At 41.2% G+C, this 26,116-nt stretch carries 24 protein-coding genes and 1 pseudogene; 11 read left to right on the top strand and 14 right to left on the bottom strand.

Annotated elements, in window-relative coordinates; translation table 11 throughout:
• Positions 1–72: 72 nt before the first annotated feature.
• The 4 genes and pseudogenes from pcp to pxpB form a co-directional block, all read right to left on the bottom strand.
• Positions 73–741: a pyroglutamyl-peptidase I gene (gene pcp / locus GQR52_RS03780; RefSeq protein WP_165727504.1), complete on the bottom strand. Its 669-nt coding sequence runs from the start codon at positions 739–741 to the stop codon at positions 73–75.
• Positions 734–841 (bottom strand): annotated as a pseudogene (locus GQR52_RS20670) (DUF979 family protein); the annotation flags it as partial. The pseudogene GQR52_RS20670 and the gene pcp, both read right to left, overlap by 8 nt.
• 22 nt (positions 842–863) lie before the next feature.
• Complete coding sequence (locus GQR52_RS03790) at positions 864–1,793, bottom strand: biotin-dependent carboxyltransferase family protein (protein ID WP_165727505.1); 930 nt, start codon at positions 1,791–1,793, stop codon at positions 864–866.
• A complete protein-coding gene (pxpB, locus tag GQR52_RS03795; protein ID WP_165727506.1) occupies positions 1,786–2,451 on the bottom strand; it encodes a 5-oxoprolinase subunit PxpB in 666 nt (221 codons plus the stop codon). Before pxpB ends, GQR52_RS03790 begins: the two co-directional genes overlap by 8 nt.
• Positions 2,452–2,700: 249 nt before the next feature.
• Here pxpB and msrA point away from each other — a divergent pair, with 249 nt between their 5' ends.
• Together msrA and GQR52_RS03805 are read left to right on the top strand one after the other, a co-directional pair.
• Complete coding sequence (gene msrA / locus GQR52_RS03800) at positions 2,701–3,990, top strand: peptide-methionine (S)-S-oxide reductase MsrA (protein ID WP_165727507.1); 1,290 nt, start codon at positions 2,701–2,703, stop codon at positions 3,988–3,990.
• Between the two features lie 139 nt (positions 3,991–4,129).
• On the top strand, positions 4,130–4,906 hold the full coding sequence (locus GQR52_RS03805) for an amino acid ABC transporter substrate-binding protein (RefSeq protein WP_165727508.1): 777 nt from the start codon (positions 4,130–4,132) through the stop codon (positions 4,904–4,906).
• A gap of 471 nt (positions 4,907–5,377) precedes the next feature.
• Here GQR52_RS03805 and GQR52_RS03810 read toward each other — a convergent pair whose 3' ends face one another.
• The 9 genes from GQR52_RS03810 to GQR52_RS03850 form a co-directional block, all read right to left on the bottom strand.
• A complete protein-coding gene (locus GQR52_RS03810) occupies positions 5,378–6,259 on the bottom strand; it encodes a LysR family transcriptional regulator (protein WP_165727509.1) in 882 nt (293 codons plus the stop codon).
• Between the two features lie 345 nt (positions 6,260–6,604).
• Entirely contained in the window at positions 6,605–7,261 is a 657-nt protein-coding gene (locus GQR52_RS03815; RefSeq protein WP_007580251.1) for a CoA transferase subunit B, read from the bottom strand.
• Between the two features lie 14 nt (positions 7,262–7,275).
• A complete protein-coding gene (locus GQR52_RS03820) occupies positions 7,276–7,974 on the bottom strand; it encodes a CoA transferase subunit A (protein ID WP_165727510.1) in 699 nt (232 codons plus the stop codon).
• A gap of 74 nt (positions 7,975–8,048) precedes the next feature.
• The gene (locus tag GQR52_RS03825; RefSeq protein ID WP_165727511.1) at positions 8,049–8,945 is read right to left on the bottom strand and encodes a hydroxymethylglutaryl-CoA lyase; all 897 of its coding nucleotides are present in this window, start codon (positions 8,943–8,945) and stop codon (positions 8,049–8,051) included.
• The gene (locus GQR52_RS03830) at positions 8,945–10,978 is read right to left on the bottom strand and encodes an acetyl/propionyl/methylcrotonyl-CoA carboxylase subunit alpha (protein WP_165727512.1); all 2,034 of its coding nucleotides are present in this window, start codon (positions 10,976–10,978) and stop codon (positions 8,945–8,947) included. The genes GQR52_RS03825 and GQR52_RS03830 overlap by 1 nt, the downstream gene beginning before the upstream one ends.
• A gap of 8 nt (positions 10,979–10,986) precedes the next feature.
• Positions 10,987–11,757, bottom strand: a complete 771-nt coding sequence (locus GQR52_RS03835; RefSeq protein ID WP_165727513.1) for an enoyl-CoA hydratase/isomerase family protein — start codon at positions 11,755–11,757, stop codon at positions 10,987–10,989.
• A gap of 12 nt (positions 11,758–11,769) precedes the next feature.
• The gene (locus tag GQR52_RS03840) at positions 11,770–13,389 is read right to left on the bottom strand and encodes a carboxyl transferase domain-containing protein (RefSeq protein WP_165727514.1); all 1,620 of its coding nucleotides are present in this window, start codon (positions 13,387–13,389) and stop codon (positions 11,770–11,772) included.
• Positions 13,390–13,399: 10 nt separating this feature from the next.
• Entirely contained in the window at positions 13,400–14,575 is a 1,176-nt protein-coding gene (locus GQR52_RS03845) for an isovaleryl-CoA dehydrogenase (protein WP_165727515.1), read from the bottom strand.
• Between the two features lie 46 nt (positions 14,576–14,621).
• Positions 14,622–15,056 (bottom strand): MerR family DNA-binding transcriptional regulator, encoded by a 435-nt coding sequence (locus tag GQR52_RS03850; protein ID WP_024592405.1) that lies wholly within the window; start codon positions 15,054–15,056, stop codon positions 14,622–14,624.
• Between the two features lie 330 nt (positions 15,057–15,386).
• Here GQR52_RS03850 and GQR52_RS03855 point away from each other — a divergent pair, with 330 nt between their 5' ends.
• The 7 genes from GQR52_RS03855 to GQR52_RS03885 all read left to right on the top strand — a co-directional run bounded on the left by GQR52_RS03855 (position 15,387) and on the right by GQR52_RS03885 (position 23,152).
• Positions 15,387–16,568, top strand: a complete 1,182-nt coding sequence (locus GQR52_RS03855; protein WP_165727516.1) for an acetyl-CoA C-acyltransferase — start codon at positions 15,387–15,389, stop codon at positions 16,566–16,568.
• 124 nt (positions 16,569–16,692) lie between these two features.
• A complete protein-coding gene (locus GQR52_RS03860; RefSeq protein ID WP_007376568.1) occupies positions 16,693–18,183 on the top strand; it encodes a CoA-acylating methylmalonate-semialdehyde dehydrogenase in 1,491 nt (496 codons plus the stop codon).
• Between the two features lie 163 nt (positions 18,184–18,346).
• Entirely contained in the window at positions 18,347–19,504 is a 1,158-nt protein-coding gene (locus GQR52_RS03865; protein ID WP_165727517.1) for an acyl-CoA dehydrogenase family protein, read from the top strand.
• A 10-nt stretch (positions 19,505–19,514) separates the two neighbouring features.
• Entirely contained in the window at positions 19,515–20,306 is a 792-nt protein-coding gene (locus tag GQR52_RS03870; RefSeq protein WP_024590175.1) for an enoyl-CoA hydratase, read from the top strand.
• Entirely contained in the window at positions 20,306–21,448 is a 1,143-nt protein-coding gene (locus GQR52_RS03875; protein ID WP_165727518.1) for an enoyl-CoA hydratase/isomerase family protein, read from the top strand. The genes GQR52_RS03870 and GQR52_RS03875 overlap by 1 nt, the downstream gene beginning before the upstream one ends.
• A 24-nt stretch (positions 21,449–21,472) precedes the next feature.
• Positions 21,473–22,372, top strand: coding sequence for a 3-hydroxyisobutyrate dehydrogenase (mmsB, locus tag GQR52_RS03880; protein WP_165727519.1), 900 nt, complete (start codon positions 21,473–21,475; stop codon positions 22,370–22,372).
• Between the two features lie 9 nt (positions 22,373–22,381).
• A complete protein-coding gene (locus GQR52_RS03885) occupies positions 22,382–23,152 on the top strand; it encodes an SDR family oxidoreductase (protein ID WP_165727520.1) in 771 nt (256 codons plus the stop codon).
• Between the two features lie 75 nt (positions 23,153–23,227).
• Here the strand turns inward: GQR52_RS03885 and GQR52_RS03890 are convergent, their stop codons facing one another.
• Positions 23,228–24,190 (bottom strand): integron integrase, encoded by a 963-nt coding sequence (locus GQR52_RS03890; protein ID WP_165727521.1) that lies wholly within the window; start codon positions 24,188–24,190, stop codon positions 23,228–23,230.
• Positions 24,191–24,423: 233 nt separating this feature from the next.
• Between GQR52_RS03890 and GQR52_RS03895 the strand changes: the two genes are divergently transcribed.
• Positions 24,424–24,843 carry a hypothetical protein gene (locus GQR52_RS03895; protein WP_165727522.1) on the top strand — a complete coding sequence of 140 codons (420 nt, stop codon included), beginning with the start codon at positions 24,424–24,426 and terminating at the stop codon, positions 24,841–24,843.
• A gap of 571 nt (positions 24,844–25,414) precedes the next feature.
• On the top strand, positions 25,415–25,858 hold the full coding sequence (locus GQR52_RS03900) for a hypothetical protein (RefSeq protein ID WP_165727523.1): 444 nt from the start codon (positions 25,415–25,417) through the stop codon (positions 25,856–25,858).
• Positions 25,859–26,116: the final 258 nt, after the last annotated feature.

Raw genomic sequence — 26,116 nt, forward strand, 5'->3', positions numbered from 1 at the left:
CAAGTCACATAGCTTTTACAATTAATTAAGAATAATTTATGCACCAACTTAGATGTAACTGCACCGAAATGGTTAATGCGTGGTGCCTGCTGCTATTTTTACATCACTATTGTTGTTCAAAGCTTGTGCGATCATGACCTTTAAAGCGTTAATAATGGTTTCTTCACTCATGCTTGGTGCGCCATTGTGGTGCACCGCTTGGCTTGGTAAATAAGGGACATGTACTAAGCCACCTTTCATCACCGCGCAGTGATCGTTTATATAATGCATAAGGCCATACATAACGTGATTACACACATACGTACCTGCCGTATTTGAAATAGCAGCAGGGATATTACTGTTGTGCAATGCTTGTAACATGCGCTTTATGGGTAAGTTTGTGAAATAGGCATCAGGGCCATTTTTTTCAATTGGCGTATCGATAGGCTGCTTACCTGCATTGTCTTTAATGCGTGCATCGTCAACGTTTATTGCAATACGCTCGATTGATATTTCACTGCGCCTACCAGCTTGTCCTATACACAAAACAACCGCCGGGTTATGCGACTCAATGGCGTTTATAAGCTGACTGATAGACGTATTAAACTCACAGGCAAGTTCTAGTGTGCATATTTTGTGTTTCATGATGATAGTTTCATCAAGTTTTTGCACTGTTTGCCAAGAAGGATTGATAGTTTCGCCACCAAAAGGAGCAAAACCGGTTATTAATACACACGGCATAGTAGAAGTTGATTTAGTCATTAAACACCAAGCTATACATTAAAATAATATTAACGGCGAGTAAGGTAACTGCCGTCGGAATTTGGGCCTTTATTACATGGTACTTATCTTTTAAGTCTAGGGCGTGTTGATTCTAGAATATTTTATAGGTTATTTTTAAGTGCAAGGCTCAATTGATGTAGGTGCCCGTCAAGTTTCTGCTTTGCCTTTGCTGCTTCTTCAAACGTTACATATTTAAATTCAACTGTATCTAAAGGTCTAAATTGTGCAAATTGATGTAAGTCGGCTTCAATAACTGTTCCTAAAAGAGGATAGCCCCCAGTGGTTTGTCCATCGTTAAGTAGCACAATAGGATCACCATTTGGTGGTAGTTGAATGCTCCCAGGACTCACCCCTAGTGATGGCAAAGAGTGCGAATGCACCAAGCTATTCTTATTATGCTCAAGCCTTACGCCCATTCGATTACTGTTAATACTGACTTTGAATGCAGTAGCTGCAAAGGTATCCAATAATGGCTTACCCAGTAAGTTAGCGTGAGGGCTCGGGTACAAGCGTATAATTTTGCGCTGAGGTGGAGCAATTGCACCTACTTTTATAAACTTTCCATAATAAGGAGTAATAGGTATTTCATCACCTGTGGTGAGAGCTCTACCTTCAATACCACCAAAACGTGCATTTAAATCTGTAGATTTAGAGCCCATAACCTCAGTATTTTGTATACCGCCTTTCACCGCAAAATAAGCTCTTAAGCCCGCTCTACCTGTACCAAAGCTAAGCACTTGCTTGTTTTTAACTGCGTATGTCCAACCAGGGTAGATTGCTTGCCCATCAAGGGTTGCTTGCAAATCTGCACCATGAAGTGCAATTACTGTGTCGCAAGTAAATTCAAGTTCGCACAAACCAACGGTTATTTCTAAAACGGCATCATTGTCGTTATTGTTAAGTAATCTATTAGCAATTATTTGCGCAAAGGGGTCTAAGCTGCCCGCTTTGCTTACACCTAAATGGCGGTAGCCATTACGGCCAAAATCCTGAATTGTAAGCAATACACCACTTTTAAGTACTTTAATCATGAGTTGCTCCTTTATTAACTAGCGGAACAAATTCAAGCGTATCGCCAGATTGAATTAAACAAGGTTGCGCAGAGGTTGAATCAAACAAAGAGGTATTTGTATGGCCTATTATGTGCCAACCGCCAGGGGTATCTGCGGGGTAAATTCCGGTTTGTGCAGCACCTATCGCAACAGAGCCTTTAGGAACCCTAGTACGTGGCTCATCACGCCTTGGGGTATGTAATTGCTCATCTAAGCCGTGAAGGTAGGCAAAGCCGGGCTGAAAGCCTAAAAATAATACGTGGTACTTGGCTTTACTATGAATATTAATAACCTCATCAGCGCTTAAATTATGATAGTTAGCCACGTAATTAATATCCTCGCCATTGTATGTGGTTTTAATTAAGTGATGCTGCCCCTTAAAAGTACTGCTTTTAATGTCATCCCACAACGAGGGCAATGCTTGTAGCCATTTATTTAAGTGTTTATCAGATTTTAAATAAAGTGTGAGCGAGTTCATAGCTGGGACTAAACCGGTAAATTCATCAGTGCTTTTACAGTGGTTGGTTAAAGCCCAAATTTTCTTTTGAATGGAGAGTTTATCTTTTGCGTCTAAATGCGATGCATCAAACAGTAAGCTACTGTTTGTTAATGCATAAATATGAGGAGTTGGCTTCATTAAATAAACCTATTTGTACAACATAATTTAAACGTAACACAGTTTTATTAATTTATTTACACCATTGCGACTAAGTGGTTATTTTTATTTGCTCAGCCTGGTTTAAGAGTGTTTTTATATTTAATTAATCGTATTTAACTTATTGAAGAGCAAAACTAAATGCACTTCGTATTAAATAAGTAATTAGGTTGAAATGAAAATTAAGGTAAGGAGGTCTTAATTAGCACGCACTTGTTTAAGAGGTACATTATGAAACACCAGCATTTATTATATTTATCAGGCGCTGCTATTATATTTAGCGCAGGTAGCTTTGCTTTATCTATGGAAAAGGTCGAGCACAGCAATATAGAAGCCACCATGCATGTAGAAACCATTGTACTTGGATCAGGTTGTTTTTGGGGGGCTGAAAAACGCTACGAAGCGCTTAATGGCGTTATTGATGCCGAGTCAGGCTATGCAGACGGCAATGGCTTTAAAGCAACATACAGAAACATTACTGATCAGTCTCGTCGCTTTGACGAAAACAACTATGCTGAAGTTGTACAGGTTATGTATAACAGTAATATAATTTCGGCTGAAGATTTACTAAAAAACTATTTTGAAAGCCACGATCCTACGCAAAAAAATCGCCAAGGTAACGACATCGGTACGCAATATCGCTCAATTGTATTAACCACTACTGATGCACAAGCTAAAGTAGCTGAGCAAGTTAAATCGCAATATCAGCAGCTTTTAACTGATGCGAGCTACGGCAAAATCGAAACGGTTATTAAACCACTTACAGGTTTTGTATCGGCAGAAGAATATCATCAAAATTATCTACAAAAGAACCCTAATGGCTATTGCCCAGATCATTCAACAGGCGTTGTTTTTAATAAAAAACCCGTAGAAAAAGTCGATAACAGTGACTTACTCGCAGGTAAGCAGATCGTAGTCTTAGATTCACGTGAATACTGCCCATACTGTGAAAAATTTAAAAAAACAGTCGCAAATGATTACAAAGGGACTATACCAATGTCGTTTCGCCATGCTGACCAGCTTAAAGGTTTAACTATTAAGTCAGCCACGTGGGCAACACCGACTATTTTGTTTTTAGAAAATGGCATTGAAGTATATGGGCGTCAAGGTTATGCAACACCTGAAGAATTTTATAAAGCATTGGGTGCATTTAAGTTAGGTAAAAGTGACGCTTATAAAGTCGCATTTGATGCAAGAACAGATAGACCTTACTGTAAAGAGTACAAGGAGTTTAAAAATACACCTGATGGCACTTTTGTTGATAAATTAAGTGGAGAGCCACTATTTGATACACGTGATAGATTTAATTCAGGCACTGGTTGGTTGTCGTTTAAGCACCCAGTAAAAAGTAGTGTAACGCAGCATGACGATAGCAGCTGGGGAATAACACGTATTGAGCTTCGCTCTAAAAGTACAGGTATTCATCTTGGCCATTTATTCCCAGGAGAAGGCCCTAGAGGCACAGACCGCTACTGTATAAACGCAACAGTACTCGATTTTGTACCAAGAGATAAAAGCTAAACCTTTTACTTTGTAAAGCCTGATTTTAATCAGGCTTTTTTTTTGCATAAAATAAAATAGATTTATCATATTTTTTGCAAATTTGTTAAAATTAAAGCGTTCAGCTACACATCAATCAATAATATTACTTAGGTTATAAATGAATCAATTTATAAAAATAACAACGCAGTTAATGTATTTGCCTTTAGCTTTATTAATTTTTATAACCGATGCTAAGTCGGCAACGCACTATGTCGTCGGCGTAGAGAATATAGAGTATCTACCTTACTTTGATGGTAGTGGAGCAAATGGTGCTGACTATTATGGCTTCAGTGAAGAGTTGCTAACTTTGTTTGCACAGCAGCACGACTTTAAATTTGAGTTTTACACGCTGCCAATTAATCGTCTTTATAAAGAATTTATTGATCACCATCATGTTGATTTTAAATATCCAGATAATCCTCAATGGAAACCAAGTTATAAAGCTTCCTTTGATGATTTAAATGAAATTATTTATTCGCAGCCAACCGTTGTGACTAAAACGGGTATTGCGAGTTTAAATAAAAATATCACTATTGATGAATGCGTTAGTTTTGCAACGGTGAGAGGGTTTACGTCTCAAAGCTTTAAACCTTTAATGAATAACGAAAACGTTGAGCTAATTGAAACCGCTAATGTAATGGAATTAATAGAAATGCTTTTGAAAGAGCGAGTGGAGTGTATTTACATATCTAACGATGTATTAAACTATAATATTGTTAAATATTTCAAATTAACCCGACCCGTTTATTTTCAAAACGAATTGCCGACAGATTTACAAGCCTTTTTATTATCGTCCATTGACTACCCTGAGGTAGTTAAGAAATTTGATACATTTTTGCTTTCACATAAAGCGCAGATACGTAAATTAAAAAAAGAATATCAAATAAAAAATTAACTAAAAAAGCCCCGTAAGTTATAACTTACGGGGCTTTTTACAAAGGTATTTAACCTGTATATAGCTATATTATGTATGTGGTTTAATAATAAAAACAGTTCAAGCCAAGTCACCACCTAACTTGAACCGTTTTTCACACTGACAACATCTTCACACACAATATAAAGATTCTTTTCACTGCAAGGTTTGAGTCACTAAAACTCAAAAGGTTGCATTTATTACTCTTAATAAACAATTAAACTTAACTGTTTCGAGCCGATAAAGTAACTTTAATATTTAACTCTATTTTCGACAAACGATAAAAATGAAACCAATGAGTGAAAAAAATTAAACTATAGACTTTAGTCTAATGCTCGGCGTTAAGTTTATGTATTTAAATAAAAAATATTATTAAAAATTGCAGAGAGGTTTAGACGAGTTCAGTAATAAAACACAGAGTGGGTTGTATTACTGAACTCGTCTAATAGGGGATTATTCTTGGATTTTTCTAAACGTATTTACAACCCACTTCGCAAATAAATCAAGCGGGTGATTAGGCGTGCTTGATTCGTGCTGCACTAAATAGTATTTATCTTTAGTTGTTAAAGGCTGCTCGAATAATTTGTACAGCCATTGCTCATCTAACCAGCTTTGACTAATAGGCAGTGGAATAAGCGCAATGCCCATGCCTTGCTGCGCTGCACGCGCTACACCAAACATGCTATCTATTTGAATAATCTGCGAAGGAGAAAAGTCATCAATACCCGCTTTTTCGGCCCACTGGTGCCATGCCCAAGGGCGAGCTTTGTGGAGGATCAGCGGAACTTGGTTAAGCGCTTGACGATGATCGTCTTTCCATTGATCGAGCAATTTTTTATTACATGCAGGGATGTATTCAAGGTTAAATAACTCTGTCGCTAACCCTTCAGTAGGTTTACCTGAGGACAATACAATAGATAAATCGCTATGACGCGTTAATTCTTTGCGCGTTTTAAGCGTGTCCATTTGCAGGTTTATATTAGGATGCTCTGACGTCCACTCACTTAATTTAGGCATGAGTAGCTCGCTGGCAAAAAACTCAGGCAACGTAATTGTCAAATTTGTATTTTGCTGCATCTGACTAAACTCGTTAATGGTGCCCTCTAACATTGTGATGATAGGAGACACTGCATCAAAAAAGTTTTTACCCGCTGTGGTTAAGCTAATTGAACGCGTTTTACGTTGAAAAAGTTCAATACCAAGTTGTTCTTCAAGTTGTTTTATTTGATGGCTTACCGCAGACGGCGTTAAGTACAGCTCATTAGCTGCATGCTTAAAACTTAGGCTTCTTGCGGCAAAGCAAAAAGAGCGAAGGCCACGAATAGGAGTTTGCATGTTTTCCAGAATTATTTAATTTATTGAGACGCCTTACTTAGGCAAAATTTGAACCAACTATTTAATATTTAAATATCAGTAGGTTAAAAATAAATTTAACGCTAGTTCACAAAAAAGGTGCAGACTATCCACAAAATAGTGCAAAGAATCTAAGCGCTTACATTTAATTTATATTTGTATTATAGATAAAATTTACTACAGATGTATGAATGACGGTAAAAATAATGGCAAAAGATAAAAAAAATCCCTCGTGAGAGGGATTTTGGGTAACTCAGCGCCATTGGCACTGGGAATGAGGTCGGTACAGGGTAAAGCGTTATTTTAAGTTAACTTGTTAAAAAGTTCCTAAAAAACCATTTCTGGTACTTCACCGTCAACAAGTAATTTACCTGCTGTTTTACTAATGATTTCATCAACAGTTACGCCCGGAGCGCGTTCTAATAAATGAAATGCGCCGTCTTTAACTTCTAGTACGGCTAAATCTGTCACTATTTTTTTAACGCAATTAACGCCAGTAAGCGGTAAAGAGCAGGCTTCTAATAGTTTAGAGTCACCATGCTTACTTGCATGGGTCATAGTAACAATAATGTTTTTCGCGCCAGCGACTAAATCCATCGCGCCACCCATGCCTTTAATCAGCTTTTTAGGGATCATCCACGATGCGATGTTGCCGTTCTGGTCAACTTCAAATGCACCCAGAACAGTTAAGTCTACATGACCACCCCGTATCATGGCAAAACTATCTGCACTATTAAATATGGCTGCACCTTTAGCTGCTGTCACGGTTTCTTTACCCGCGTTAATCATATCGGCATCTAGCTCTGCTTTAGTAGGGTACGGGCCCATGCCTAAAAGGCCATTTTCGGACTGTAACATAACTTCAATATCATCCGGTACATAGTTTGCGACGAGTGTCGGAATTCCTATACCCAAATTTACGTAATAGCCGTCTTGAAGTTCTTGTGCAACGCGCATTGCAACTTGTTCACGTGATAATGCCATAATTATGCTCCTGCTTAATCTCGTGTTGTTACACGTTCAATGCGTTTTTCAAAGTTGCCTTTAATAACGCGATTTACAAAAATACCCGGGGTATGAATTTGGCTTGGTTCAAGCTCACCCGGCTCTACAATTTCTTCTACTTCGGCAACGGTAATTTTACCCGCCGTTGCTGCCATTGGATTAAAGTTCATGGCGGTGTGTCTAAACACTAAATTACCGTAACGATCGGCTTTCCATGCTTTTACTATGGCAAATTCACCTGTTATAGACTCTTCTAAAATATACGGGCGACCATTAAATTCTTTTACGTCTTTGCCTTCTGCAACTGGAGTACCGTAACCGGTTGCTGTGTAAAATGCAGGTATACCTGCGCCACCAGCACGCATTTTTTCAGCCAAAGTACCTTGTGGCGTAAGTTCTACATCAATTTCGCCACTTAATAACTGCTGCTCGAATAGGGCGTTTTCGCCAACGTATGAGGCAATTACTTTTTTAATTTGTTTGTCTTGTAATAAAATACCTAAACCAAAGTCATCAACACCACAGTTATTAGATACCACGGTTAAGTTTTTTGTTTGCATCTGCTTAATTTGTTTAATTAAGCCCTCAGGAATACCACATAAACCAAAACCACCGGCAATAATAGTATCGCCGTCTTTTAATCCTTCCATTGCAGCTTCGTAACTAGAAACTACTTTATCAAAACCGGCCATGAGTCTCTCCTCATTGTGTGCTATTTGTTGTTAACTATCTTGTATTAGTAGTGAGTTATCATTTTATAAGATAGCTATTTAGTGTGTAGTGCCACAGATACTTTGCTCACAGGTTGTTTGCCAAGTGCTTTGGTTATCTCCCATCCAGCATCACTTAACCTTTGTAAATCAATTCCGTGTTCAATGCCAAGCCCTTGCAGTAAGTAAACTACATCTTCGGTGGCAACATTTCCTGACGCACCCTTAGCATAAGGGCAACCACCAAGGCCTGCAACTGCCGCGTCAACCGTTGCTATACCTAGGCTTAAGGCTGCGTAAATATTTGTGAGCGCTTGGCCGTAAGTATCATGAAAATGCACGGCCAACTTGGCTTTATCAATGTGTGTTAAAAGTAATTCTATTAGCTGCGTTACTTTTTTAGCGGTGCCAACACCAATGGTATCGCCAAGACTTACTTCGTAACATCCTAAATCTAACAGCTTTTGCGATACACTAAGTACTGCTTGTGGGTCAATCTCACCCTCATAGGGGCAACCTAGCACACAGCTTACATAACCACGTACGCGAATATTATTCGCTTTAGCAAACGCCATTACTTCGCTAAAACGTTCAATACTTTCATCTATTGAGCAGTTTATGTTTTTTTGACAAAACGACTCACTCGCAGCGGTAAATATAGCAAACTCTTTAATGCCAACAGCATGCGCTGCTTGTGCACCTTTTAAGTTGGGTGTAAGGGCACTTAAATTTACGTCAGGTAAATCTAGCGCTGATATTACATCCGCTGAGTCTGCCATTTGTGGCACCCATTTAGGGGAGACAAACGCGCCAGCTTCAATATTTTTTAAACCTGCAGCGCTTAGGGCGTTAATAAGCGCTACTTTATCGGCTGTGCTTACTGTTTTTTCGTTTTGTAAGCCGTCTCGCGCGCCAACTTCAACAATACGTACTTTACTTGGAAAGGCACCCATTATGCACCTTCCTCAGTCGTATCTTCGACTATCGCAAGCAGGGCACCATGCGTTACCAATTCACCTTCACCAAAACAGTAGCTTTTTAAAATACCGTCGTGAGGCGCGTTAAGCGTGTATTCCATTTTCATGGCTTCGATAATAACAACCGCATCACCTTTGGTTATTGTGCTACCAATTTCAATTAAGTGCTTTACTACCGTGCCATTGAGCGGGGCGGCAAGGGGCAGTGCTTCGTTTTCGTGCGAACTAATATAATGTTTATCAACTAGTTCAAGCTTAGTTTGCAGTGCTTTATTCATCACCGTCACACTATTAGCTACTGTACTATTGCTCACGGTACTATTGCCCACAGTATTATTACCTAACGTAGTTACGTGTGCGCTGTGTTTTTCGCCGTTAATAAATACAGTGCATAGGCCGTTATTTAATGTGCCTTGTAGGGTAAATACGTGCTCGTTATGCGTAATACTATAGCCCTCTGTCGTTTTTATAGCGCTTAGCTGTAAATCGGCAAAAGGAATTTTAATTGCTTGCGGCGCATTGAGTGTAAAACCGCTTAGTTGTTGCCACGGACTTGCGCTGCTTGGCGCATTTTGTGTGTTAGTTAACGATTCTAAATATGCAAAAGCACCAATAAGTTGGCTTGCTTGCAACAGCTGCTCATCAACCGCTACTAACGAGTCACCTTGCTCTGCAATAAAGTGCGTACTGGGCGCACCTTGTTTAAACGTAGGGTGGCTTGCTAAATTATGTAAAAAACCAATGTTAGTGCTAAAACCCGCTAAATGAAATTGCTCAAGGGCGTGTTGTAAACGGCCCAGTGCTTGTTCGCGATTATCGTCGTGCACAATCAGCTTTGCAATCATCGGGTCGTAAAATGGGCTGATTTCATCGCCTTGTGCAATACCTGTATCAATGCGTACAAATTCACTGTTAAGCGGTGTATGCAGTGCTTCAATAGTGCCCGAGCACGGGATAAAGTCGTTAGCTGGATCTTCTGCGTATATGCGCGCTTCAAAGCTATGACCCTGCAATTGAATATCACTTTGTGTTAGTGGCAATGTTTGCCCACCCGCAATATTAATTTGCCAGTTGACTAAATCTACACCGGTTACCATTTCGGTCACGGGGTGCTCTACTTGAAGGCGGGTGTTCATTTCCATAAAGAAAAATTCATCGCCACACAGTAAAAACTCAACCGTACCAGCGCCTCGGTAATTTATAGCCAGTGCACAGCGTACAGCTGCTTCGCCCATTTCTTTGCGTAGCTCGTCAGATAAACCCGGAGCAGGGGCTTCTTCAATTACTTTTTGATGACGGCGTTGCAAAGAACAATCACGATCGCCTAAATAAACACAGTTACCGTGGTTATCTGCAAATACTTGTACTTCAACATGGCGAGGCTGGTTTACGTAGCGCTCAAGCAATACTAAATCGTTACCAAAACCGGCAATAGCTTCGCGTTGCGCGCCTTGTAGTGCACTCATAAAGTCTTTTGCTTTTTCAACTACGCGCATGCCTTTACCACCGCCACCAAAGGCGGCTTTAATAAGTACAGGGTAGCCAATTTTTTCAGCTTCAGTTTGTAAAAAAGCAGGATCTTGTTTATCGCCGTAATAACCTGGTACTAACGGCACATTAGCAGCTGCCATTATTTCCTTAGCGCGGGTTTTAGACCCCATAGCTTCAATACTGCTTGCTGGTGGCCCTACAAAAGCAATGTTGTTCGCTTCGCAGGCTTTAGCAAATTCGCTGTTTTCAGATAAAAAACCATACCCTGGGTGAATACAATCAGCGCCGCAGTCTTTGGCTACTTGTAAAATTTTGTCTGCCACTAAATACGAGTCTTTACTTGGCGCAGCGCCAATATGGTAAGCCTCATCAGCCATTTTTACGTGCTGGGCATTTTTGTCTGCATCAGAATAAACCGCGACCGTGGTTAAGCCCATTTGTTTTGCACTGCGCATTACGCGGCACGCAATTTCTCCACGATTGGCAATCAGTATTTTTTGTAATCGTTGTGTGTTCATAATTAATCCTACAGTTGCCAAGCGGGTGGACGTTTATCAAAAAAAGCAGTAAGCCCTTCTTGACCTTCTTCAGATACACGAATTTTTGCAATACGCTCAGCGGTAAGCTCAATGAGTTCATCGGTAATTGGCTTATTTGCGACATCGTTAATTAATGCTTTTGCGGCTTTTACTGCAACAGGCCCGTTATCAACCAGTGTTTGCAACATGTTATCGAGCGCACAGTCTAAATTACCGGTTACTTGATGAATTAAACCCAGTTGCTTAGCAGTATGCGCATCAAATACTTCAGCCGTTAAAAAGTATCTGCGAGCAGAGCGCTCACCAATGGCTTTAATTACATACGGGCTAATAACAGCCGGAATAAGGCCAAGCTTTACTTCGCTTAAACAAAATTGCGCATCGTCTTTACTAAGGGCTATGTCGCAACAAGCTATTAAACCCAGTGCACCACCAAAAGCAGCCCCTTGCACGGCGCAAATTGTAGGGTGCGGCGAGCTTGCTAACACTTGCATTAATTTAGCTAATTGCATTGAGTCAGCTAAATTATCGGTGTAGTTGTTATCAGCCATTGATTTCATCCAGGCTAAATCGGCACCAGCTGAAAAATGTTTACCTTCTGTTTTTAAAACCAAAGCACGAATATCAAGCGTATTTGCATGTTCAATACACTGAATCAGCTCGTGTATTACTTCGCTATTAAATGCGTTTCTTTTTTCTGGGCGGCTTAACACAAGTACAGCCACATTAGATTTTGTTATTTGTAGTGTTACTGACATTTTGCGCTCCGGTTACATTCTAAATACGCCAAATTTTGAATCACGTTTTGGTGCGTTGTTCGCAGCCGTTAACGCAAGCCCTAAGACATTACGCGTGTCGGCAGGGTCTATAATGCCGTCATCCCACAAGCGGGCGCTGGCGTAATACGGGTGACCTTGCTCTTCGTATTGATCAATAATTGGCTTTTTAAAGTCAGTGATTTCTTGCTCGCTCATGCTTTGACCTTTGCGTGCTAAACCATCTTGTTTAACTTGCGCCATTACACCGGCTGCTTGCTCGCCGCCCATTACCGAAATTCGGGAATTAGGCCACATCCACATCATGGTGGGTTCAAATGCACGGCCACACATTCCGTAGTTACCTGCGCCGTAAGAGCCGCCAATAAGTACTGTAAATTTAGGCACATCAGCACACGAAACCGCCATCACCATTTTAGCGCCGTGTTTTGCAATGCCTTCGGCTTCGTATTTTTTACCCACCATAAAGCCGGTAATATTTTGTAAAAACACTAAAGGAATATTGCGCTGAGCACACAGCTGAATAAAGTGCGCGCCTTTTTGCGCCGACTCACTAAATAAAATACCGTTATTAGCCACTATGCCAACGGGGTTGCCATAAATGCTGGCAAAACCGGTGACGAGCGTTTCACCAAAATAGCGTTTAAATTCATCAAATGATGAGTCATCTACAGTGCGGGCTATTACTTCGCGTACATCAAACGGCTTTTTAAGGTCGGTGCCTACAATGCCGTAAAGCTCGTTAATATCGTAACGCGGTGGTTTTACATCTTCTAGCTCTTGTTTAAGTAACGGCGCAGTAGGGCGTGTGTAGTTAATGCGCTCAATACATTGGCGCGCAATAGACAGCGCATGAGCATCGTTTTCAGCGTAGTGATCGGCAACACCTGACACTTTACAGTGCACATCGGCACCGCCAAGCTCCTCGGCTGTTACTTCCTCGCCTGTTGCTGCTTTTACAAGCGGCGGACCTGCTAAAAATATAGTGCCTTGATCTTTTACAATAATGCTTTCGTCTGCCATTGCCGGTACGTATGCACCACCTGCGGTACATAACCCCATTACCACGGCAATTTGTGGAATACCTTTACCCGACATACGGGCTTGATTGTAAAAAATACGACCAAAATGCAGCTTATCCGGAAATACATCGTCTTGCTCAGGCAGGTTTGCACCGCCCGAATCTACAAGATAAATACACGGTAAGTGGCAGCGCTCTGCGATGTCTTGTGCGCGTAAATGCTTTTTAACAGTAAGCGGAAAATACGTACCACCTTTAACCGTGGCATCGTTTGCAATAATCATGCATTCAATGCCTTTAACACGGCCAATACCGGCTACAACACCGGCGCACGGTATTGCTTGTTCGTACACACCAAATGCCGCAAATTGTGAGATTTCTAAAAACGGTGAGCCTTCGTCAATTAACGTACTTATACGGTCGCGTACAAATAACTTACCACGGCCTTCGTGGCGCTCTTTTAATGCGGCGCCTCCGCCTTGGCTAATAGTGGCTACTTTACTGCGTAAATCATCCACCAGCGTCGACATGTTTTTATGGTTTTGCACAAACGTTGGATCGTGAGGATTAACGCTCGATTTTAAAATCGTCATGGTTTAATCCTTAACGGCTTTCAGTGAAAAGTTCGCGGCCAATAAGCATGCGGCGTATTTCTGATGTACCTGCACCAATTTCGTATAATTTGGCGTCACGCAGCAGGCGGCCTGTTGCGTATTCGTTTATGTAGCCATTGCCACCTAAAATTTGAATCGCATCTAGCGCCATTTTGGTTGCAAGCTCTGCGGCGTATAAAATTGCACCGGCGGCATCTTTACGGGTGGTTTCACCTCGGTCACAAGAGCGAGCTACCGTGTATACATATGAGCGCGCAGCATTCATTTGTGTATACATGTCGGCTACTTTGCCTTGAATTAACTGAAACTGCCCAATAGGGGTGTCAAACTGTTTACGCTCATGAATGTACGGTACTACTATATCCATACACGCTTGCATTATGCCAAGCGGGCCTGCTGCAAGTACTACGCGTTCGTAATCAAGGCCACTCATAAGTACTTTAACGCCTTCGTTTAAGTTACCTAGAATGTTCTCCTCGGGTACTTCGCAGTTTTCAAATACCAGCTCACAGGTGTTTGAGCCACGCATGCCTAGTTTGTCTAGCTTTTGCGCCGTAGAAAAACCCGGAAAGTCACTCTCTACAATAAACGCGGTAATGCCTTTAGCACCAGCATCTAAATCTGTTTTAGCGTAAATAACTAATGTATGTGCGTCTGGGCCATTAGTGATCCACATTTTGTTACCGTTTAAAATGTACTTATCGCCTTTTTTCTCAGCTTTAAGTTTCATTGATACAACGTCAGAGCCTGCATTAGGCTCACTCATTGCAAGGGCACCAATGTGCTCACCACTAATAAGCTTAGGTAAGTATTTTTCTTTTTGAGCTTGTGTGCCATTACGGTTAATTTGATTAACACACAGGTTTGAATGCGCGCCATAGCTTAGGCCAATAGAGGCACTGGCACGGCTAATTTCTTCCATAGCAATAACATGTTCTAAGTAACCTAACCCCGCGCCACCTAACTCTTCAGATACGGTCATACCCAGTACGCCCATTTCGCCCATTTGTGCCCAAAGTTGATTTGGAAAAGCGTTATCTAAGTCAGTTTTTTCAGCAAGCGGGGCAATTTCCTGACTCGCAAAACTGTTTACGTGGTCGCGGATCATATCGGCGGTTTCGCCTAGGCCAAAGTTCATTTCTTTATATAGTGAAATAGTGCTCATGATTCATTCCTGTGTGTCGTCAGTGTGTTGTTATTCTTAAAATAGGCTACTCGTCTATTTTGTTAAGTGTGTCTCTGCAGCGGCGTTCGGCCGTCACTAATTCCATAAGAACAACTTTAATGTCGTCCATTTGTTGAGATAGGTCAGACTTTTTATCGGCAATTAAATCAAGCATGGTAACCAGCTGCTTAGCACTCGACTTATCAGCGTCGTACAGTTCAAACAAGCGGCCTGTTTCAGCAAGCGTAAAGCCCAATCGTTTACCACGTAATATTAGTTTTAAACGCACTTTGTCGCGTTTTGAATAAATACGTGTTTGACCATTACGATCAGGCGTTATTAACCCTTGGTCTTCGTAAAAGCGAATAGAGCGGGTTGTAATGTCAAATTCTTTAGCGAGTTCGCTAATGCTGAATGTTTGTTCATTACTGGCCGGCATTTTGGCTGAGCTTGCAAAGTTTGTTTGATTATCTGGTTTCATAATTGTATTTACCTCATTCGAATAACTCCAATATAAGTGAAGTTTACGTAAAGGTAAAGCTTGGTGTGTTTTGAAACTATTTATAAAGGAGTGTTGGCGCGAAGAGTTGACTTATATTATTAATTTTCAGTAGGTTAATTTTATTTCCTCAGTGTGGCCTAACAGCTGGAAAATAATGCTTACACTTATAAAACTAAAAATTAAGCTGTTTTTAGTTGACGTTGGCGTAAACGTTAGTATTGTGTGTAGGTATTAAATAATAAATGAATACTAAATTAATAGAGCAAATATACTAACAATTATTTGCATTAAATTACAACGGAGTTAGTTATGACTTTAGAATCAGTGGTAATTGTAGCAGCAAAACGCACCCCAATGGGTGGTTTTATGGGAGCGTTAAGTGATGCGCAGTCTACCGAGCTTGGCGCTACCGCCATTGCCAGTGCACTTGCACAAACTGGTTTAGCTAATGATGCAATAGACGAAGTAATTATGGGCTGTGTATTACCAGCAGGGCTTGGGCAAGCGCCTGCACGCCAAGCAATGTTAAAAGCAGGGCTTGCACTTAGCACTGGCGCTACAACAATTAATAAAGTGTGCGGATCTGGTTTAAAAGCAGCCATGCTTGCAAACGATTTAATTAAAGCCGGCTCTATTCAATCTGCTATTGCCGGTGGCATGGAAAGCATGACTAACGCACCGTACTTTATTCCAAAAGCGCGTGGCGGAATGCGTATGGGCCACGGCGAAATAAAAGATCACATGATGAGCGATGGCCTTGAAGATGCTTACGACAACAAAGCAATGGGCTGTTTTGCACAAGACACGGCCGACGAATACGGCATTGGCCGCGAGCAAATGGATGCATTTGCACTGGGCTCATTGAGTAAAGCAAAAGCCGCTATACAAAATGGTAGCTTTGATAACGAAGTTGCGCCGCACACTATGCAAACACGAAAAGGCGATGTAACAGTATCGATTGACGAGCAACCAGGTAACGCCCGTCCTGAAAAAATTCCAAGCTTACGTGCAGCCTTTAAAAAAGACGGCACTATTACTGCCGCTAATTCATCGTCAATTTCAGACGGTGGCGCAGCGCTTGTATTAATGAGCGAATCAAAAGCAAAAGAGCAGGGCTTAACACCGCTTTGTAAAATTGTAGCGCACAGCACGCATTCTCAAAAACCAAGTGAATTTACAGTAGCGCCAGTAGGCGCAATAAGCAGCGTGCTTGAAAAAGCAGGTTGGGCTGTAAACGACGTTGACCTTTGGGAAATTAACGAAGCATTTGCCATGGTAACCATGCTGGCTATTAACGAGTTAAAACTTGATGAAAGCAAAGTAAACGTGAATGGCGGTGCATGTGCATTGGGTCATCCAATTGGTGCAAGCGGCGCGCGTATTTTAGTAACGCTTATTCATGCCCTTAAAAACCGAGGCCTTAAAAAAGGCATTGCGTCTTTATGTATTGGCGGCGGTGAAGCAGTTGCGATGGCCGTAGAAGCGTATTAACTAGGTATTAAATAGTTATAAGAAAGCTATACGAATAACTATAAAAGCGCTGCACTCATAATACTAACAAAGCGGCGCTACCAATTTTAAAGAGAACACACAACTCACACACTAGGATTTAATTATGCACCAAGTTCCACTACTTATTAATGGCGAATTTATTCAATCAGCGTCTAAAGAGCTTATCGACGTTATAAACCCAGCAACTCAAGAAGTACTTGCACAAGTGCCATGCACCACCGAGTCAGAAATGGACGCGGCAATTGCCTCAGCCTCTGAGACGTTTAAAACATGGAAAGACGTACCCATTACTGAACGTGCACGCATTATGATGAAGTACGCTGCGCTATTAAAAGAACATCACGATGAGCTTGCTACCATTATTTGCCACGAATTGGGTAAAACATTTGAAGATGCAAAAGGCGATGTTTGGCGTGGTATTGAAGTAGTAGAACAGGCAGCGAACGCACCATCATTAATGATGGGTGAAACAATGGAAAACGTAGCGCGTAAAATCGATACGTATTCTTACATGCAGCCACTTGGCGTGTGTGCGGGCGTTACTCCGTTTAACTTCCCTGCAATGATCCCACTTTGGATGTTCCCGCTGGCTATTGTGTGTGGCAACACCTTTATTTTAAAACCGTCTGAGCAAGATCCACTTACACCAATGCGCTTAGCAGAGCTATTTATTGAAGCCGGCGCACCAAAAGGCGTATTACAAGTTGTTCACGGTACAAAACCACAAGTAGACCGCCTATTAGAAGATAAAGCAGTGCGCGCTATTTCGTTTGTTGGCTCGTGTGGTGTAGGTGCTTATATTTATTCTAAAGGCACACAAAATCTTAAACGTGTGCAAGCGTGTGTTGGCGCTAAAAATCACATGGTTATTATGCCTGATGCAAGTAAATCGCACGTTGTAAACAACCTAGTAGGCGCATCGGTAGGTGCTGCTGGTCAGCGTTGTATGGGTATTTCGGTTGCTGTATTTGTAGGTCAAGCAAGTCAATGGGTAGATGAAATTAAAGCAGGCTTTGAAAATGTACGCCCAGGCGTGTGGGATGATGCAAACGCGGCATACGGTCCACAAACATCAAAAGCAGCAAAAGCACGTATTTTATCACTTATTGCTGGTGGTAAAGAGCAAGGCGCTACCTGTTTAATTGATGGCTCAGACTTTACAGTTGAAGGGTACGAGCAAGGTAACTGGGTTGGACCAACGTTATTTACTGACGTAACCAAAGAGATGGATTTATACAAAGAAGAAATATTTGGCCCAGTACTAGCGTGTATGTTTGTAGACACGCTTGATGAAGCAATCGCACTTATTAATGACAGCCCTTACGGTAACGGCACCTCGTTATTTACCTCAAGCGGCGCAGTGGCTCGTAAATTCCAACACGAAATTGAAGTAGGGCAAGTGGGTATTAATGTGCCAATTCCGGTGCCACTTCCGTTCTTTTCGTTCACTGGTTGGAAAGGCTCATTTTACGGCGATACGCATACGTACGGTAAGCAAGGTATTCGTTTTTACACAGAAACTAAAACGATTACCTCACGTTGGTTTGAAGACGATATTGCTTCGGGTCCAAACATGAGCATTAACTTAAAGTAATCATGATTAAAACGAATAACTAAATAACTAATAATAAAGATGGGCGCGAAGGCTACTTCACACACAACACACACATAAGCCTTCGCCGCTCGTCACGATATCCCCGTAACGGGAAACGCTAACAACACAACTAACATAACTTACACAATTAAAGAGGTCTAACATGGACTTTAACTTATCTGAAGATCAACAAGCCTTTGCGCAAACAGCACGACAATTTGCCGAGTCAGAACTAGCACCTTATGCAGCAAAATGGGACCGCGAACATATTTTCCCTAAAGACACGATTAAAGCAGCAGGCGAGCTTGGTTTTTGCGGTTTATACACGCCAGAGGAAGCCGGCGGCCTTGGTTTATCTCGTTTAGATTCGAGCATTATTTTTGAACAGCTTGCTATGGGCTGTACAGCAACCACGGCCATGTTGACCATTCATAATATGGCCACGTGGATGGTAGCAAGTTTTGGTACCGATGCAGTTAAAGACCAATACGTAGAGCAATTAGTCATGGGCGAGCTACTTGCCTCTTATTGTTTAACAGAGCCAGGCTCGGGTTCAGACGCCGCATCACTTAAAACAAAAGCTGTGCTTGAGGGCGATGAGTACGTTATTAACGGCTCAAAAATGTTTATATCGGGCGCTGGCGAAACCGAAGTATTAGTGGTAATGGCACGTACAGGCGGCGAAGGCGCTGCAGGTATTTCGGCATTTGTAGTGCCTGCCGATGCAAAAGGCGTTGAATACGGCAAAGCAGAAGAAAAAATGGGGTGGAACGCACAACCTACACGCCTAATTAGCTTTGAAGATGTACGCATTCCTGCGCACAACTTATTAGGGGCTGAGGGCGAAGGCTTTAAATTTGCGATGCAAGGCCTTGATGGCGGCCGAATTAACATTGCCACATGTTCAATTGGTACAGCGCAAGCAGCGCTTAATACCGCCCGTGAATATTTAAAAGAACGCACGCAATTTGGTAAGCCATTGGCTGCGTTTCAAGCATTGCAATTTAAAATTGCCGATATGAACACCGAGCTGGTAGCTGCGCGCCAAATGGTTAGGCTTGCTGCATTTAAACTTGATAATAACGACGTTGAAAAAACCACTTACTGCGCTATGGCTAAACGCTTTGCTACCGATGTGGGCTTTACCGTGTGTAACGACGCGCTGCAAATTCATGGTGGTTACGGTTATATAAAAGAATACCCGCTAGAGCGCCATGTACGCGATGTACGCGTTCATCAAATTTTAGAAGGCACTAACGAAATCATGCGCGTAATTATTGCGCGCCGTATTTTGGCTGAGTCTGCAAGCGACGTTTTATAAGGAGCAATGTATGTCAGAATCTAAATCTAATCCGAGTATTGAGCTAACAACCGAAGGTCATGTTGCAATTTTAACGATGTCTAATCCGCCAGCAAACACCTGGACAAAAGACACTTTAGTTGATTTAAAAAATACCGTTAACGAGCTAAACAATAATAAAAATATTTATGCATTAGTGCTCACTGGCGAAGGCGAAAAGTTTTTTAGCGCCGGTGCCGACCTAAACGTATTTGCTGGTGGCGATAAAGGCGTAGCCGCCGACATGTCTCGTGTATTTGGTGAAGCGTTTGAAGCACTTACTAATTTTAGAGGTGTGTCGGTCGCTGCTATTAACGGTTATGCAATGGGCGGTGGCTTAGAGGTTGCCCTTGCGTGCGATATACGTATTGCGGAAGAGCAAGCACAAATGGCGCTACCTGAAGCTAAAGTAGGGTTATTACCGTGTGCGGGTGGCACACAAAATTTAGCATGGCTTGTAGGTGAAGGCTGGGCAAAACGCATGATTTTATGCGGCGAGCGCTTAAAAGCCGATAAAGCCCTGCAAATTGGCTTAGTAGAAGAAGTAGTACCACAAGGGGAAAGCTTTGCTGCGGCATTAAAGCTTGCCAACCAAGTGGCCGATCAAAGCCCTACCTCAGTAGCAGCGTGTAAAACATTGATTCAAAAAGGGCGCCATCAACCAATGGCAAGTGTATTGCCTCTTGAACGTGAATTATTTGTTGGTTTATTTGATACCGAAGATCAACAAGAAGGCGTAAATGCCTTTTTAGAAAAACGCCGCGCTAACTGGGTAAACGGCTAATGAGTGCTTTAACAGTATTAAATAGCGCCGATGAGCCCGTGATATTCGAAACCGCAACCGCAGAAAACGGCAGTTTAATAGGGCTTATTACACTCAATGCGCCAAAAGCGTTAAATGCACTTAATTTTGAGATGATCAAATTACTTGAGCCGCAATTGCGAGCTTGGCAAGATGATGATGCTATTGCAATGGTATTGTTAAAAGGCGCTGGCGATAAAGCATTTTGTGCTGGTGGCGATGTTGTAAGCCTTCATCGTGCAATGGCGCAAGGTAAACCAACAAGCCTAGTTGAAGAGTTTTTTACGCTAGAGTACAAGCTTGATTACCTTATTCATACCTTTGATAAACCAATCCTTGTTTGGGGTAACGGCATAGTAATGGGCGGCGGTTTAGGGTTAATGGCCGGTGCTAGCCACCGCGTCGTAACCGAAACATCTCGCATTGCCATGCCAGAGCAAACCATTGGTTTATACCCAGATGTAGGCGGCAGTTACTTTTTACATAAAATGCCACAAAGTGTTGGATTATTTTTAGGGCTAACGTCGGCATCAATTAACTGCGACGACGCGCGTTTTGTATCGCTTGCCGATCACTTTATCGACAGCACTAAATATGATGCCATGCTTGCGCAAATTTTAACTGTCAAGTGGGGAAAAACGGCAAGCCTAAATCATGACAGGTTAACCGATTTACTCACCGATTTAGATAACCAGTCGGCGCGTATGCCTAAAGGCAACGTAAAAGCTAACCTAAAAACGATTCAAAAACTGGGTGAGTTTACAACCTTGCAGGAGCAGGTTGATTACATTTTAGGGCTAACTACTGACGATAAATGGCTACAGCGCGCTCAAAAATCACTTAAGCATGGCTGCCCACTAAGTTGTGCACTTGTAAGTGAGCAATTAAAAACAAGCCAAGGCAAAAGCTTATTAGCGTGTTTTAAAATGGAGCTGGGTATGTCGGTTCGCGCTGGCGAAGTAGGTGAGTTTCAAGAAGGCGTAAGAGCGCTACTAATAGATAAAGACGGTGCGCCAAATTGGCAATACAAAACACTTAGTGATGTACCACAAACAATAATAGATAGCTTTTTTGCTAACCGCTTTGGCGAAAATCACCCGCTCAATGAGCTTGCTGTTAAGTAAAATTGGTATTTAAAAGGAACAACTATGAGTAAATTAAACATAGGTTTTATTGGTTTAGGTAATATGGGCGGCCCAATGGCGGCTAACTTAATTAAAGCTGGACATACTGTTAGTGTGTTCGATTTAAACCAATCGGTCGTAAATGAACTTGCAAGCAAAGGCGCAAAAGCAGCGGTTGATGCAAAGCAGTGCGCAACTAATGCTGACGTACTTATTAGTATGTTACCTGCGGGCAAACATGTTAAATCGCTTTATTTAGGTAATAACGACGACAGCGGTTTAATTAAAGTGCTAAGCAAAAATACTTTAGTAATTGACTGCTCAACAATAGATGCAGAATCAGCCCGTATTGTAGGCAGTGCGCTTGGTGAACAAGGCATAAGCTTTGTAGATGCACCGGTATCGGGCGGCGTTGCAGGCGCAACTGCTGGCACACTTACTTTTATTGTAGGCGGCGAAAAAGCAGCGTTTAATAAAGCAAATACAGTGCTGAGTGATATGGGTAAAAACATATTCCATGCAGGCGATATTGGCGCAGGGCAAGTTGCCAAAATATGTAACAACATGCTGTTAAGTATTTTAATGGCAGGCACCAGCGAAGCCCTGCAAATGGGTATTAATAACGGCCTCGATCCTAAAGTACTTAGCGACATAATGACCGCAAGTTCGGGCCGTAACTGGACGCTTGAACTTTACAACCCATGCCCAGGTGTAATGGATACCGCACCTGCAAGTAACGATTACAAACCAGGCTTTATGGTTGATTTAATGGCTAAAGATTTAGGGCTTGCCATGGAAGCCGCGCAGCAAAGTAATTCATCAACCCCAATGGGTTCAATGGCTAAAAATTTATACACTATGCTACAGCACCAAGGTGCGGGTAGTGATGACTTTAGTGCCATTTTTAAACTGTTTTCTAAGTAGGAGCAACGCGTGGAAATTAAAAATAACACGGTAGTAATAACCGGTGGCGCACAAGGTTTAGGCTTTGCAATGGCGCAAAAGTTTGCACTTATGGGCGCAAACATTGCTTTAATAGATATGGCACAAGACTTATTAAACAACGTATGCGAGCAGTTAACGCAACTTGAAGGTGTCACAGGCAACATTAAAGGTTATGCCGCAAACGTAACCGCCGAGAGCGAAGTAGAAAACGTATTTAATACCATCAACAGCGATTTTGGCCACATTGGTGTGCTTATAAATAACGCCGGTATTTTACGCGACGGCATGTTTATAAAAGCTAAAGACGGCAAAGTCGTTAAAAAAATGTCCCTTGAGCAATTTCAATCAGTTATTGATGTAAACCTGACAGGTGTGTTTTTAGCCGGGCGCGAAGCGGCAAGCCACATGATTGAATCAGGTAAAGGCGGCGTAATCGTTAATATGTCGAGCGTAGCGCGCGCAGGTAACATAGGCCAAACAAACTATGCGGCATCAAAAGCAGGCGTAGTGGCACTTACCACCACATGGGCTAAAGAACTTGGCCGCTTTGGTATACGTGTAGGCGCTATTGCACCAGGTGTAATAAGCACCGCCATGACCGACGCCATGAAGCCCGAAGCCAAACAACGTATGCTTGCAGTAACGCCAGTAGGGCGCTTAGGCGAAAGCGACGAAATTGCCCATACCGCACAATACATAATCGAAAACGACTTTTTTACCGGCCGCGTAGTTGAAATAGACGGCGGTATTCGTTTGTAAAGTAAGTAGTTTTACGGTTGAATTTAAAAAGCATGGCGCTTGTGGGCTGTGCTTTTTTGTTTTAAATAGGGAAGTTTATAATCTTGAAAAAGGGCTAATAACACCGTTGGCACCTTGTTGTAGTACATGGGTATATATTTGTGTAGTACGCACATCACTATGACCTAGCTGTGTTTGTACTGTGCGGATATCAGCGCCGCTTTGCAGCAAATGCGTAGCGAAAGAGTGACGCAAAGTATGTGGGGTAACGTGTTTATTAATATGTGCATCAAAAGCGGCTTTTTTAACAGCGCGCTGTAATTGCTTTTCATCGATATAATGGCGCCTTAATTGCTTACTCTCGGGATCAAGACTTAATTTATGTGATGAAAATAAATATTGCCATCCCAGCTGCTTATTATGGTTTGGATATTTTTTACGTAACAAATGCGGCATATAAGCGCCGCTATATAAGGGGTTTTTCAGATCTAATTGCAGGTAACTATCAACTAATTGTATTTGAGAACGTAATTGCGGTATGAGCTCTACTGCAAGCGTTACAACACGATTTTTACCTCCTTTGCCATCCCAAATTCGAATGCAGTTATAGTCAAAGTCAATATCTTGAACTCGTAAACGCAGTACCTCCATTAATCGCATACCACTGCCATAAAGTAATCCACAGGGTAAATAATGCTTTGCTACACAGTGTTTAAATAGCGCTGAAACTTCTGTTTGAGTAAGCACAACGGGTAGTTTTCTTGGGCGTTCACTTTTTACAAAGTCTAATGATAATGAAAGGGGGCTCTTAATTATTTCTTTATATAGGAAACTTAGCGCATTTAGTGCCTGCGCTTGTGTGCCTTGCGCTACGTTTTGCGAGTTTACTAAATGGTTCAAATACGATTCTACTTGAGTGTCTCCCATAGAGCTTGGGTGCTGCATATTATTAAAGCGGATATAGCTAGCTATCCAAAAAAGATAAGCTTCAATAGTGCTCTTTGCATACCGTTTGCTATACATATGGTCTTTAATCATGGTTAGAAAGAGAGATTTCATAAATGATATTCAACTTTTAAAAACGTACTGTATATATAGACAGTTGTTCGTGTTTTGTCCAATAACATTATTAAAAGTCGTTTTGGTGTATTTTAACAACAATAACTTTACAAAATACGTAATTACTTGTTTACATGGAAGTTGTTTAGTGGAATTATTAAGCAATGTAATATACGCCGTTTTGGGGTGTTATAAACCCCCAAAGTGGTGTTCAATAAGCTGTTAGGTGCAAAATGAGATTCGTGCTTATATTTCTATTTTTTCTTTCTGGGTGTGGCGCATTAAAGTCACCAAAATATTCAGAAGAAGCGTTAGTTACTACTTTTGGTGATAAATGTGTTTTAGTGATTGAGGCCGAGTGGCCTGAAATGGCTCATGGGCCAATAACTCTATTAATTAGTGGCACCCAAAAAGTTAAAGGGCTTTTTACTATACCTCGCATAAAAGGAGTCATAAAACCTAAAGATATATTACTAGAATATAACTATATTGGTGCATCAATTGATAAAGTTGAAGTACATTTAGGGCAAATTGAATTTACAAGTGAGCATGTAATCATAAACCTTCATCAAGACTTTGGTGAAGGAGAAGGAATTCGAGAAATATCATTTAATGGTAAATATCTATTAACTGGTCGTGATAACTGCACCTAACAAGACATTCAAGCAGGACAAATAACAGTTGGCTATTTACTCCTTCGTCGCTTATTTTAGCCAACTATTATTTGCCTCTTAATGGGGCGTTATATGCCTAAAGGGATTTTGTGTTTACATTTCTATATTTATTTTCAAATTTAGTTGGGTATTTTTTTAGCTTTAATTTTATTCTGAATAGGCTAAAAGTTAGCGAGCAACGAAGAAAGAGAGCTGCTTATTTAAGTTTGTTATTACTAGGCATTCAATTAGTTAGCTCTACTTTATGTGAGCTAGTTGCTCTTGACGATTTAGCGGCATTGCTGTTAACTATTATTATCTTTTTAGCTGTCATACGAAAGCTTCTAAAGTTAACTGTTTGGCAAACTATATTAATTCCCATAGTTGTACCAATAATAGGGCAACTTTGTTTTGTTATCATATTTGCTTTAAGTATCAAAGTTTTCGGGCCAATTACGGTGTAGTCGGCATATAACAAGCCATTCAAAAGGACAAAAAACAGTTTGCTGTTTTCGTTCCTCAACATTTTAGCAAACAATTTTTAGCCTCTTAATGGGGCGTTAGGTTTTTTATGAAGGTACGAAGTTTATTCAAAAATATATTTGCCACAATCGGGTTTTTTACTTCGTTGTGTCTAATTTCATATGCATATAACTTCTTTAACCCAGAATCTGTAAACATCCAAAGAGATCTTTTTGATTGGACTATTGTTGGCGAGTATCCGAATGAAAATAACTCTGTGGTTGCTGTTCTAGAATATGGAGTTACAAATACAGGGGCAAATACAGCACCTTTTTATAGGCTAAAACTCAAAGTTCAAGAAAACTCAGAATATTGGCTAAATAATCAAAATGTATGGAATAGCCAAGTTCAAGTGCAACCAATTATAACTTGGCTTAATGCTACAACAGTCGAGTTAAGCCAATACCCCAGTACTATTTGGGATTACAATCCAAGCATTAAGTTAAATGAACATTGGTATAATTTACAAATCAAGGTGTTACCAAAAACCTAACAAGAAATTAAACAAGGACAAAAAACAGTTGGCTTTTTGTTCACTACGTTCACCTATTTTAGCCAACAATTTTTTGCCTGTTAATTAGGCGTTGAGGCTGTAGAATTACTCTTTTTAGGAACGTATTCTACTATTTTGAATTGATTGCTTTTTAACCTTGAATCCATCCGTTCGCTGTGATCTAATAGATATTATTCACCCACGGTAAACTGTTATGGCTAACTATAAGCCTGACTTATCCTGTCAAAATAAATTCAT

It is taken from the genome of Pseudoalteromonas sp. 31A1 (assembly GCF_011378815.1).
GTDB classification, from domain to species: domain Bacteria; phylum Pseudomonadota; class Gammaproteobacteria; order Enterobacterales; family Alteromonadaceae; genus Pseudoalteromonas; species Pseudoalteromonas arctica.